This is a genomic window from Caballeronia sp. AZ1_KS37 (genome assembly GCF_023631165.1).
Classification (GTDB): Bacteria; Pseudomonadota; Gammaproteobacteria; order Burkholderiales; family Burkholderiaceae; genus Caballeronia; species Caballeronia zhejiangensis.
Genome location: NZ_JALQDP010000028.1, coordinates 183,145 through 193,959 on the forward strand (window position 1 = coordinate 183,145; position 10,815 = coordinate 193,959).

Here is a 10,815-nt window from a genome sequence, read left to right on the forward strand (position 1 = left end):
GCGGCCGCGTCACGCGAACGCGTCGATGCCATCGACGAGACGTTGCGCGAGACGCGGTTGCCGCAACTGCTCGATCCACCATTGCAGCGCGCGGCCTTCGTGATCGCCGCGCCAGCCCACATACAACACGTTCGGCTCGCGCGGATCGGCGGTTTCCTTTTCGACGAGTTCGCCGCGCGCAAACAACGCCTGCACGCGATACCGCGGCACCCAGCCCGTGCCCAGGCCTTGCCGCTGGGCGAGAATTTTTGCGCGCATCGTCGGCACGGCGAGCGCGGCCTGACCGCCGAGCACGCCGTAAGCGCGGCCCGCCGAACGCGACGAATCGGCGACGACAACCGCACGATGCGCCGCGATCTGCTCGCGCTTGAGCGGCCCGCTGACGCTCGCGAGCGGATGACGCGGCGACACGGCGAACACCCACTGCATCACGCCGAGCTCGAACCAGCGCAGACCGGGAATCGCGGGCGGCTCGTTGGTCGCGCCGACGATCAGATCGGCGCGGCCGTCGCGCAACGCTTCCCAGGTGCCGGAGAGCACTTCGTGCGTGATGCGCAGCGCCACGCCGGAACCTAGCGCATCGAACGCCTGCACCACCGGCAGCAGCGTCTCGAATTCGAGGATTTCATCGCAGACGAGCCACAGCCGGTCTTCCCAGCCGCTCGCGACCTGCTTCACGCGCTGCGTGAGCCGCGACACGTCGAGCATCAGGCGCGAGGCTTCATCGGCGAGAAGATGTCCGGCGGGCGTCAGTTGCAGCCGATAACGCCGCCGGTCGAAGAGCAGCGCGTCGAAACGCGTTTCCAGTTGCCGCGCCGCGTGCGACACGGTGGACGGCGCCTTGCCGAGCCGCGCCGCCGCGCGCGACAGGCTGCCGGCTTCACGAATCGCATCGAGCAGCGAGAGTTCTTCCTCTGACAACATGTTCGACTCCATCGAACGAGTTCATCGTCCGGATCGTACGGCAAAAGCGCGGCGGGGGGCCAACCTGAGCGTCATCGGATAACCGAACCTTCGATGGAGCTGAACGATGAAAACCTTCCTGCACACGATCCGCCGCGCCGTTGGCGTGCTTGTCGCCGCCGCTGCGCTGCAACCGTCCGCGTATGCCACGAACGCGCCGCGCCCGCCGCAACCCGTCGCCGCCGCGAGCGCGATGCAGTCCCGCACGATCGATGCGAACGGCGTCGAACTGCACTATTTGCAAGTTGGACACGGCGACGCGACGCCCGTCGTCCTCCTGCATGGCTACACGGAAACGAGCCGCATGTGGCAACCGCTGATGACGCGTCTTGGCGGTGAGCGCGTCGTAATCGCGCCGGATCTGCCGGGCGCGGGCGGCTCCGCGATGCCCGCTTCCGGCTACGACAAGAAGACGCTCGCGCAAGACATTCACGCGATGGTGCAAGCGCTGGGCTATCGCAAGGTGAAGCTGGTCGGGCATGACATCGGGCTGATGGTCGCGTATGCGTACGCCGCGCAATATCCCGACGAAGTCGAAAGCATCGTGCTGATGGACGCGTTTCTGCCGGGCGTCGGCGACTGGCAGAAAGTCTGGCTGTTGCGCGATAAATGGCACTTCAATTTCTACGGCGACACGCCCGAAAAGCTGGTTCGCGGACGCGAGCGCGTTTTCTTCGAGCACTTCTGGAACGACTTCGCCGCCGATCCCGCGCATTCGGTGAGCGAAGCCGATCGCCGCTATTATTCGGCGCAATACGCGCGCAACGGCCGCATGCGCGCGGGTTTCGAATACTTTCATGCGTTCCCGCAAGACGCGGACGATTTTGCCGCGTTCGCGAAGACGCCGCTTCCGATGCCGATGCTCGTCCTCACCGGCGAGCGCGCGTCGGGCACGTTTCTGATCGATCAGGCGAAGCTCGTCGCGACGAACGTGCAAGGCGTGGTCGTGCCGGGCGCGGGCCACTGGCTGATGGAAGAAGCGCCGGACGCGACGATGGCGCAACTCGTGCGCTTCATCGAACAAGACTGATTGATATGAATGCCGTGGCGCGCCGATTGCGCCACCCCACGCAAGGAGAATCGAAATGGGACTGCTCGTCGACGGAAAATGGCAGGACAAGTGGTACGACACGTCATCCACGGGCGGACGCTTCGTGCGCAAGGACGCGGCGTTTCGCAACTGGGTCACGGCGGACGGCGATACCGGCTTCCAGGCCGAGGCAGGGCGTTATCACCTGTATGTGAGTCTCGCGTGCCCTTGGGCGCATCGCACGCTCATCATGCGCGCGCTCAAGGGGCTGGAAGCGATGATCGACGTATCGGTCGTCAACTGGCTGATGCTCCAAAACGGCTGGACCTTCGACGACGCGCCGGGCGTCGTGCCCGATTCGATCAACGGCGCGCGCTATCTGCATCAGGTGTACACCGCCGCCGATCCGCATTACACCGGTCGCGTCACGGTGCCGATTCTGTGGGACAAACAGCGTGGGACGATCGTCAATAACGAGTCGTCGGAAATCATTCGGATGCTGAATTCGGCGTTCGACGGCATCGGCGCGAAGCCGGGCGATTACTATCCGCGCGAGTTGCGCGAGGAGATCGACACGCTCAACGCGCGCATTTACGACACGGTCAACAATGGCGTCTACAAGGCGGGTTTCGCGACGACGCAAGCCGCCTACGAGGAAGCGGTGATGCCGCTCTTCGAGACGCTCGATTTTCTCGAAGAACGCCTCGGCACGCACCGCCATATCGCAGGAGACCGGTTCACCGAAGCCGACATTCGCCTCTTCACGACGCTCGTGCGTTTCGACGCCGTGTACTTCGGCCACTTCAAGTGCAATCTGCGGCGCATCGCGGATTATCCGAATCTGTCGAAGTTCGTGCGCGACGTTTACGCGATGCCGGGCATCGCCGCGACCGTGAACTTCGAGCACATCAAGCGGCATTACTACGAGAGCCATCGGACGATCAATCCGACGGGCATCGTGCCCGCCGGACCGGTGCTCGATTTCGTCGCTTCTCAATCGTACTGATACACGCCGCGCTTCGTCTTGCGACCGAGGCGTCCCGCCGACACGAGCTCGCGCAACAGCGGGCAGGCGCGGTACTTCGAATCGCCGAAATCCTTGAGGAACACGTCCATCACCGAGAGGCACACGTCGAGGCCGATCAGGTCCGCGAGCGCGAGCGGTCCGATCGGATGATTCGCGCCGAGCTTCATGCCGGCGTCGATTTCCTCCGCGCTCGCGACGCCTTCGTACAGCACGAAGAACGCTTCGTTGATCATCGGCACGAGAATGCGGTTGACGACGAAGCCCGGCGAATTGCGCACGCCGATCGGCGATTTGTCGAGCTTCTCGGTGAGTTCGCGCACGGCGGACGCGGTTTCATCGCTCGTCTGCACGCCGCGAATCACTTCGACGAGTTGCAGGAGCGGCACCGGATTGAAAAAGTGCATGCCGATGAAGCGCTCGGGCGTGGCGAGCGTCGCGGCGAGCGCGGTGATCGAAATCGACGACGTGTTCGACGCGATGATCGCATCGGCGCGCGCGGCGTCTTCGATCTGCTTCAGAATGCGGTTCTTGAGCTCGGCGTTCTCGGTCGCGGCTTCGATGACGATGTCCGCTGCGGCGAGACGCCCGTAATCGGTCGACGTTTCGATGCGCGTCAACGCCGCGTCGCGCGCCGATGCCTCCAGCTTGTCCTTCGACACGAGCCGCTCGAGGCTGCCCGTCAGCGTCTTGATGCCTTTTGCGAGCGCGGCGTCGGTGACGTCGATCATCACGACCTTGAAGCCCGCGACGGCGGCGACCTGCGCGATGCCGTTGCCCATGGTTCCTGCGCCGACGATGCCGACGGTCTGAATCTTCATGCTTTTGCTCCTCCTTGATCTGCGCCGGCGCGTGCGGCCGGCAAACCGGAAATGGTCGAAAGCGCGCGAGGCGCGTCCAGGCATCGATTCTAACCAGCGGAAAAGGCGGTCAGATCTTTTGGCGCGATGCCGTTTGCGTCGCAAAACGCAAGGTATCGGTCGAGTCCGCTTTTCCAGTTTTCGGCGGCGAGGACGTGGCCCTTGTCGTTCACGAACAGCAGTTCGCCCTGAATGATATTGAGCGTGACGATGTCCGCGCCCCCCGAATCCGGTGGCAGCGCCTCGGGCGTGTGGCTCGAACCCGCCGTCTCGTACACGATGCTGCCCGGCTCCGCGATCCACTCGTGCTCGCGATATTTCCAGCGCCCCTGCACCGTATAGACGATCACGGTTCCCGTATGACGATGACGGGGCATCTCGCCTTTCGCCGGCGCCTTCATCATCGCGATGACTTCGCCGCGAACCGGGTCGAGCTTGAAATACTTGACGAGCACGCGCTCGCTGTACGGCGTGAACGGCACCCACGGCAGGTCGGCGTCGTTGAGGCACGAGGTCTGGATCTGTTCGAACAGCATGATGTGGCTCCTTTCGGGAACGGCCATTTTATGCACTGCCGCGCGCGTCGAACATTGGCCGAATGGCCGACCCCTTCATTCAAGCCGGAAGGCGCGGTATCTGCTATCGTCCACGCCATGTCGACCATCATCACCGTTTCCAATCTGTCCAAGACCTACGGGTCGGGCTTTCGCGCGCTCAGGGACATCAACCTCGAAATCCGTCGCGGCGAGATTTTTGCGCTGCTCGGCCCGAACGGGGCGGGCAAAACGACGCTCATCAGCACCGTCTGCGGCATCGTCAATCCGAGCGAGGGCAAAGTGACCGTCGCCGGTCACGATATCGTCACCGACTATCGCGCCGCGCGCGCGATGATCGGTCTCGTGCCGCAAGAGCTCACCACCGACGCCTTCGAAACCGTCTGGGCGACCGTGTCGTTCAGCCGCGGGCTTTTCGGGCGGCCGAAGAATCCGGCTTACGTCGAGAAGGTGCTGAAATCGCTGTCGCTCTGGGCGAAAAAGGACAACAAGATCATGACGCTCTCGGGCGGCATGAAGCGGCGCGTGCTGATAGCGAAGGCGCTCGCGCACGAACCGGAGATTCTGTTTCTCGACGAGCCGACCGCGGGCGTCGACGTCGAATTGCGCCGCGACATGTGGAACCTTGTGCGAGAGCTGCAGGGCAACGGCGTGACCATCATCCTGACGACGCACTACATCGAGGAAGCGGAGGAGATGGCGGATCGCATCGGCGTCATCAATCGCGGCGAAATCGTGCTCGTCGAGGAAAAGCGCGAGCTGATGCGCAAGCTCGGGCAGAAGAAGCTCACGCTGCAACTCGAACATCCGCTCGCCGAAATTCCGACGCAGCTTCAGCCCTACGGCCTCGCGCGTTCGGCGGACGGCGGCGAACTCACGTACACATATGACGCGCAGGACGAGCCGGGCCGCATTATTGCGCTGCTTCGTCACGTCGACGAAGCCGGCGTGCGTTTCAAGGATCTGCAAACGACGCAAAGCTCGCTTGAAGACATTTTCGTGAGCCTCGTCAGGGAAGCCAAATGAATCTATACGCCGTTCGCGCGATCTACCGTTTCGAGATGGCGCGCGCCGGGCGCACGCTGATGCAAAGCATCGTGTCGCCGGTCATTTCCACATCGCTTTATTTCGTCGTCTTCGGTGCGGCCATCGGCTCGCGCATTCCGGAAGTCGACGGCATCAGCTACGGCGCGTTCATCGTGCCCGGCCTCGTGATGCTGTCGCTGCTGACGCAAAGCATCGCCAATGCGTCGTTCGGCATCTATTTCCCGAAGTTCACGGGCACCATCTACGAATTGCTGTCCGCGCCGGTGTCGTACTTCGAGCTCGTCGTGAGCTATGTCGGCGCGGCGGCGACGAAGTCCGTCATTCTCGGGCTCATCATTCTTCTGACCGCGCGGGTATTCGTGCCGCTCAGAATCGATCATCCGGTGTGGATGATCGTCTTTCTGCTACTCACGTCGGTAACGTTCAGCCTGCTCGGGTTCATCATCGGCATCTGGGCCGACGGCTTCGAGAAGCTCCAGATCATTCCGCTGCTGATCGTCACGCCGCTCACGTTCCTCGGCGGCAGCTTCTATTCGATCAATATCCTGCCGCCGTTCTGGAAGGCGGTCGCGTTGTTCAATCCGGTCGTCTATCTGATCAGCGGCTTTCGGTGGAGCTTTTACGGACTCGCCGATGTCCACGTCGGCGTGAGTTTCGGCATGACGCTGGTGTTTCTTGCGGTGTTTATCGCGATCGTCGCGTGGATCTTCAAGACGGGATACCGGTTCAAGACGTAGCGCGGCGCCGGCTGTCAACCAAGGCATGAGGGCGTTCATCGTATGAAGATCATGAGGCGCACGAAGCGCAATTTTCTCGGTGCGATGGCGGCCGCCTTCACGGGCGGGTTTCCCTCGGCGCCCGCCAGATCGTACGAAATCGATCACACCAGCGCGGACTGGCGGCGCCGTCTGTCGTCGGAACAATTCCGCGTGCTGAGGCGCGGCGGCACGGAGCCGCCGTTCTCGAGCCCGCTGCTCAAGGAACGCCGCGACGGCACATACGCGTGCGCGGGATGCGGATCCGCGCTGTTTTCGTCGGCGACGAAATTCGATAGCGGCACCGGCTGGCCGAGCTTCTGGAAGCCGGTCGATGGCGCAGTCGCGACGCACGCGGACGCGACCGGCCACATGCGCAACGAGGTCCATTGCCGGCGCTGTGGCGGGCATCTCGGCCACGTTTTCGACGACGGTCCGAAACCTACCGGCCTGCGCTATTGCATGAACGGCGCGGCGCTTGAATTCCTGCACGACGAAGCCTGACATCGCGCAGTCATCCATCCATTTCTAGCCGACTCGCCATGAACGCACCTGAACTCAAGCTCGATGCCGCGAAGACCGCGCTCGTGCTGATCGATTTGCAGGCGGGCATCGCCGCCTTGCCCGTGCAACCTCACTCCGCCGCGAGCGTGCTCGCCAATGCGCGCGCGCTCGCCGACCGCTTTCGTGCGCTCGGCGCGCCGGTCGTGTTCGTCAAGGTCGCGTTTCCGAACGCCCCCGGCGGCTTGCGGCCGATCACCGACGCAGGTCAGGCGCAGGAAGCGCCGGAGCCGGCGGGCTGGAGCGACCTGTGCGCGGAACTGGACGTGCAAGCAACCGATATCGTCGTCACGAAGCGGCAGTGGGGCGCGTTCTACAATACCGACCTCGACTCGCATCTGCGCCGGCGCGGCATCGGCACGATCGTGCTGGGCGGCATCGCGACGGCGATCGGCGTCGATTCGACGGCGCGCGGCGCGCACGAGCGCGGTTATCAGCAAGTGTTTGTCGAGGACGCGATGAGCGATCTCAACGCCGACACGCACGAATCGACCTGCCGCTACATCTTTCCGCGCATCGGGCGCATTCGTTCGACGCAGCAAGTGCTCGCCGCGCTGGCATAGCGGCGCGCGTCGCCTATCCTGTAGCGTACGTCCGATATCGACGGACGCGAGAGGTGCGGCGATGGCGGCCATTCCCAAAGTAGCGATCGCGTGTCAGGGCGGCGGCAGCCATGCGGCATTCGCCGCGGGCGTGCTCGACCGGCTGCTGAGCGGCGAGTTCGTCAACCGCTTCGAACTGGTGGCGCTGTCCGGCACGTCGGGCGGCGCGATGTGCAGCGCGCTCGCGTGGTGCGGACTGCTGCTCGGCGGCCCGCCCGACGCCAGGCGGCGTCTCGCCGCGTTCTGGAAGGATCTGGAGGCGCGCGACGGGCCGGATATCGTCGTCAACGCGGTCGGTACGTGGTACGCACGCTTGCCCGTCAATGCGGAGATCAGTCCGTATCTGTATCCGCCGATAGCCGAAGAACGCCTGCGCGAACTGCTCGCCAAGCATCTGCCTTTCGCGTCGCTTCCCGCCGATCCGCAACTGCGCGCGAAGCCGACGCTTCTCGTCGGCGCAACGGACGTGCGTTCGGGCGACCGCGTGATCTTTCCCGGCGACAGGCTCGATCAGGACCAATTGGTCGCCTCGGCTGCGGTGCCGCCGCTGTATCGCGCGGTCGCGGCCGATGGGCGCATGTGCTGGGACGGCCTCTTCAGCAGCAATCCGCCGGTGCGCGAATTCACCGACTTCGCGCTCGATTCGCGGCCCGACGAAATCTGGGTCGTGCAGATCAATCCGCAGTATCGGCGCGAGTTGCCTGAATCGATGAACGAGATCATCGACCGTCGCAACGAGTTGTCCGGCAATCTCGCGCTCGGGCAGGAGCTTTACTTCACGACGCGCGTGAACGAACTGCTTGCAGCCGATGCGTCGCTCGAAAAGCGCTACAAGCCGATCAAGGTTCGCGTCGTGGAGATGCATCTCGACGCGAAGGATTATCCCGGGCCGCTCGACTATGCATCCAAGCTCGATCGCAATCCGGCGCTGATCCATGCGTTGATGCGCAAAGGACGCGAGCGCGCGGAATGGTTCTTCGACGCCCGCTCCGACTGGCCGCGCGAGGGCACCGCCCCGCACAGAAGCGTCTATGCGACGACGCCCGCGGCGATGTCGGCGAAAGCGTGAGTGGAGATTCGGACTCCGTGACAATCGAACTGCGTTTCATTGTTTAGGAGATTTCTTATGTCCTCGGTTTTTCTGTTCGCCTATTTTTCACTTACTCGCTGGCGGGGCCCCGCCCGTCAATCGAGTTGCCCGTTCATCACCGTGATCGGGAGTAGCGCTTGTCCCCGAGCGCTGGACGCGCGCCGCACCCTACGGCGCGCGTCCCTTTTTTTATGCGGCCGTAGCCGCAACCAGTCGAACCAGCGTGATCTCTGAAGGCGCGCCCAGCCGCTTGGGCGGTCCCCAATAGCCGGTTCCACGGCTCGTATAGACCCACAGTCCGTTGAACTTAACGAGTCCGGCGACGAACGGCTGTTGCAGCCGCACGAAGAAATTCCACGGCAGGAATTGACCGCCATGCGTGTGCCCCGAGAGCTGTAGCGTGAAGCCCGCTTCGGCGGCGGCCGTGGCGCTGCGCGGCTGGTGCGCGAGCAGCACGCGCACGATGGCGTCGTCGGGTGCGCCGCTGATCGCCTTCGCGGGATCGCTGCGATGCGCCGGATCGAAACTGCCCGCGCTGAAGTCCGTGACGCCCGCGACCACGGCTTGAGCGCCGTCATGATTCAGCACGACATGCTGATTGAGCAGCACGGTCAGGCCGAGACGCCGAAATTCGGCGATCCACTTGTCCGCGCCTGAGTAATATTCGTGATTCCCGGTGACGAGAAACGCGCCATGCCGCGCGCTGAGGCCCGCGAGCGGGCGTGTGTGATCGGCGAGATTCGGCACGCTGCCGTCGACGACATCGCCTGTCACGGCGATGAGATCAGGTTCGAGCCCGTTCACGGCGGCGACGATGCGTTCCACATAGTGCCGCTTGATCGTCGGGCCGACGTGGATGTCGCTGATCTGCGCAATCGTGAAACCCTGGAGCGCGGCCGGGAGATTGTCGATGGGCACATCCACGCTCACGACCGGCGCGCGCCGCCGCGCGTTGTAGAAACCGATCGCGGAGAAGAGCACGGCGAGGAGCGGCACGGCGAGCGCGCTATAGCCGACGAGCATCGGCGAACCGACGGGCGCGCCGCGCAGCCAGTCGGCGAGATGCACGAAGAGGAGCATCACGTCGCGCGCGAAGGTCAGCAAGAGCAGCGACGAGAAAAAACCGAGCGCCGTCAGCCCGAACCAGGCGAGGCGATCCGCAAGCGACTGCGGTTCGATCTGCCGGGCCGCCATGCCGAGCGGAATCGTGATGACCGATGCCGCAAGCAACAGCGCCGCCAGCACCTTGAGCGGCAGGCCGACGGGCGCATCCGGGATGAGCCGGACGCCCACATAGATATGAAACAGAACGCCGATGCCGATGAAGCGGAGAAAGAATGCCGAGCGTCGCATAGCGCTCCTGGAGAGATCGGGGAAGCGGCAAGGAGACGGGCGGCGCGCGCCCGTGGCGGATATGGGGCCGATTCTACCGGTTAGACGCCGGGCGCGCCTTTGTCGACGCGCGTCGCGGAGAAGATGGCGAATCGTAATATATCGTTCGAATGGCTCGGCGCACGCGGCGCGGACGTTATAAATACGCCGCCTCGACTGTCGTTGCGACAGTCGCACGGCGGAATTTCCGCATCGCGTTTTTATTCGAGGAGTCCATTCAATGAATCTGAAACTGTGTGCCGCTGCAATCCTTTCCCTGTCCGCAATCGTCGCTTCGACGGGCACGGCGCTCGCGCAAGACAGAACGCTGGCGGCGACCGCGGAACAAGTCGTGAGCCAGGAGCAGCCGGTTCATATCCGGGCGCAGATCGTCGGCATCGATCGCGCGAATCGCGCGCTGATGGTGCGCGGCGCGAACGGTGATTCGACCGTCCAGGTGGGCAAGGAAGTCAAAGGCTTCGAGCAATTGAAAGTCGGCGACCAGATCGACGTCACCTACAAGGCCGCGTTGCTCGTCAGCGCCGAGAAAGTGACGGGCGCGGCCAAGGGCGACCGTACGCGCATCGATACGACGACCTATCAGCCGACCGTGGGTGCCGACGGCGTGACGGGTTTCGATGCGACGCGCCGCATCGAGACGATCGCGACCGTCGAAAGCGTCGACGTGAAGAAGCGCAAGATCACGCTGCGCGGCGCATGGCGCACCGAGACGCTCGACCTCGCGCCGGGCATGGCTGCCGAGAAGCTGAAGAAGGGCGACACGATCCACGCGGTGTACGTGTCGGCGACGGCGGTGCAAGTGACGTCGGCACAATGATCGGCAGGACGTTCTGAACGGCAAAAAGCCTCGGCACGAAAAATGAACTGCACCCCAAAAGTTGGACACCCGTTCAACGATTTGGGGTGTTTTTTCATGAGCAAGTACAGCGCACGACTC

12 protein-coding genes are annotated in these 10,815 nt (G+C 63.7%); 8 read left to right on the forward strand and 4 right to left on the reverse strand.

Annotated features, from left to right (window positions below; all coding sequences use genetic code 11):
• Window positions 1-9: 9 nt before the first annotated feature.
• Window positions 10-924: a LysR family transcriptional regulator gene (locus NCS00_RS15465; RefSeq protein WP_250440445.1), complete on the reverse strand. Its 915-nt coding sequence runs from the start codon at window positions 922-924 to the stop codon at window positions 10-12.
• Window positions 925-1,030: 106 nt separating this feature from the next.
• Here NCS00_RS15465 and NCS00_RS15470 point away from each other — a divergent pair, with 106 nt between their 5' ends.
• Both NCS00_RS15470 and NCS00_RS15475 read left to right on the forward strand, forming a co-directional pair.
• Complete coding sequence (locus NCS00_RS15470; protein WP_250440446.1) at window positions 1,031-1,993, forward strand: alpha/beta fold hydrolase; 963 nt, start codon at window positions 1,031-1,033, stop codon at window positions 1,991-1,993.
• Between the two features lie 55 nt (window positions 1,994-2,048).
• Window positions 2,049-2,999 carry a glutathione S-transferase family protein gene (locus NCS00_RS15475; RefSeq protein ID WP_250440447.1) on the forward strand — a complete coding sequence of 317 codons (951 nt, stop codon included), beginning with the start codon at window positions 2,049-2,051 and terminating at the stop codon, window positions 2,997-2,999.
• On the opposite strand, the gene NCS00_RS15480 is transcribed toward NCS00_RS15475, so the two are convergent.
• Both NCS00_RS15480 and NCS00_RS15485 read right to left on the reverse strand, forming a co-directional pair.
• Window positions 2,987-3,922 carry a 3-hydroxybutyryl-CoA dehydrogenase gene (locus NCS00_RS15480; RefSeq protein WP_268811655.1) on the reverse strand — a complete coding sequence of 312 codons (936 nt, stop codon included), beginning with the start codon at window positions 3,920-3,922 and terminating at the stop codon, window positions 2,987-2,989. The two genes, NCS00_RS15475 and NCS00_RS15480, sit on opposite strands and share 13 nt — an antisense overlap.
• A 5-nt stretch (window positions 3,923-3,927) precedes the next feature.
• Window positions 3,928-4,413: a 2,4'-dihydroxyacetophenone dioxygenase family protein gene (locus NCS00_RS15485; protein ID WP_008353843.1), complete on the reverse strand. Its 486-nt coding sequence runs from the start codon at window positions 4,411-4,413 to the stop codon at window positions 3,928-3,930.
• A gap of 117 nt (window positions 4,414-4,530) precedes the next feature.
• Here NCS00_RS15485 and NCS00_RS15490 point away from each other — a divergent pair, with 117 nt between their 5' ends.
• The 5 genes from NCS00_RS15490 to NCS00_RS15510 all read left to right on the forward strand — a co-directional run bounded on the left by NCS00_RS15490 (window position 4,531) and on the right by NCS00_RS15510 (window position 8,465).
• Entirely contained in the window at window positions 4,531-5,457 is a 927-nt protein-coding gene (locus NCS00_RS15490; RefSeq protein WP_008353841.1) for an ABC transporter ATP-binding protein, read from the forward strand.
• The gene (locus tag NCS00_RS15495; RefSeq protein ID WP_250440448.1) at window positions 5,454-6,215 is read left to right on the forward strand and encodes an ABC transporter permease; all 762 of its coding nucleotides are present in this window, start codon (window positions 5,454-5,456) and stop codon (window positions 6,213-6,215) included. Before NCS00_RS15490 ends, NCS00_RS15495 begins: the two co-directional genes overlap by 4 nt.
• A gap of 42 nt (window positions 6,216-6,257) precedes the next feature.
• Window positions 6,258-6,737, forward strand: coding sequence for a peptide-methionine (R)-S-oxide reductase MsrB (msrB, locus tag NCS00_RS15500; RefSeq protein ID WP_008353838.1), 480 nt, complete (start codon window positions 6,258-6,260; stop codon window positions 6,735-6,737).
• Between the two features lie 38 nt (window positions 6,738-6,775).
• Window positions 6,776-7,357 carry a hydrolase gene (locus tag NCS00_RS15505; protein ID WP_008353837.1) on the forward strand — a complete coding sequence of 194 codons (582 nt, stop codon included), beginning with the start codon at window positions 6,776-6,778 and terminating at the stop codon, window positions 7,355-7,357.
• 61 nt (window positions 7,358-7,418) lie between these two features.
• Complete coding sequence (locus NCS00_RS15510; protein WP_008353836.1) at window positions 7,419-8,465, forward strand: patatin-like phospholipase family protein; 1,047 nt, start codon at window positions 7,419-7,421, stop codon at window positions 8,463-8,465.
• A 210-nt stretch (window positions 8,466-8,675) separates the two neighbouring features.
• On the opposite strand, the gene NCS00_RS15515 is transcribed toward NCS00_RS15510, so the two are convergent.
• A complete protein-coding gene (locus NCS00_RS15515; protein WP_008353835.1) occupies window positions 8,676-9,839 on the reverse strand; it encodes a metallophosphoesterase in 1,164 nt (387 codons plus the stop codon).
• 259 nt (window positions 9,840-10,098) lie between these two features.
• On the opposite strand from NCS00_RS15515, the gene NCS00_RS15520 reads away from it, so the two are divergent.
• Window positions 10,099-10,695, forward strand: a complete 597-nt coding sequence (locus tag NCS00_RS15520) for a hypothetical protein (RefSeq protein WP_250440449.1) — start codon at window positions 10,099-10,101, stop codon at window positions 10,693-10,695.
• Window positions 10,696-10,815: the final 120 nt, after the last annotated feature.

Excerpts from the sequence above, each read along its gene's own strand:
- NCS00_RS15465 (WP_250440445.1), bottom strand. The coding sequence starts at position 924 with ATGTTGTCAGAGGAAGAACTCTCGCTGCTCGATGCGATTCGTGAAGCC.
- NCS00_RS15470 (WP_250440446.1), top strand. The coding sequence starts at position 1,031 with ATGAAAACCTTCCTGCACACGATCCGCCGCGCCGTTGGCGTGCTTGTC.
- NCS00_RS15475 (WP_250440447.1), top strand. The coding sequence starts at position 2,049 with ATGGGACTGCTCGTCGACGGAAAATGGCAGGACAAGTGGTACGACACG.
- NCS00_RS15480 (WP_268811655.1), bottom strand. The coding sequence starts at position 3,922 with ATGCCTGGACGCGCCTCGCGCGCTTTCGACCATTTCCGGTTTGCCGGC.
- NCS00_RS15485 (WP_008353843.1), bottom strand. The coding sequence starts at position 4,413 with ATGCTGTTCGAACAGATCCAGACCTCGTGCCTCAACGACGCCGACCTG.
- NCS00_RS15490 (WP_008353841.1), top strand. The coding sequence starts at position 4,531 with ATGTCGACCATCATCACCGTTTCCAATCTGTCCAAGACCTACGGGTCG.
- NCS00_RS15495 (WP_250440448.1), top strand. The coding sequence starts at position 5,454 with ATGAATCTATACGCCGTTCGCGCGATCTACCGTTTCGAGATGGCGCGC.
- msrB (WP_008353838.1), top strand. The coding sequence starts at position 6,258 with ATGAAGATCATGAGGCGCACGAAGCGCAATTTTCTCGGTGCGATGGCG.
- NCS00_RS15505 (WP_008353837.1), top strand. The coding sequence starts at position 6,776 with ATGAACGCACCTGAACTCAAGCTCGATGCCGCGAAGACCGCGCTCGTG.
- NCS00_RS15510 (WP_008353836.1), top strand. The coding sequence starts at position 7,419 with ATGGCGGCCATTCCCAAAGTAGCGATCGCGTGTCAGGGCGGCGGCAGC.
- NCS00_RS15515 (WP_008353835.1), bottom strand. The coding sequence starts at position 9,839 with ATGCGACGCTCGGCATTCTTTCTCCGCTTCATCGGCATCGGCGTTCTG.
- NCS00_RS15520 (WP_250440449.1), top strand. The coding sequence starts at position 10,099 with ATGAATCTGAAACTGTGTGCCGCTGCAATCCTTTCCCTGTCCGCAATC.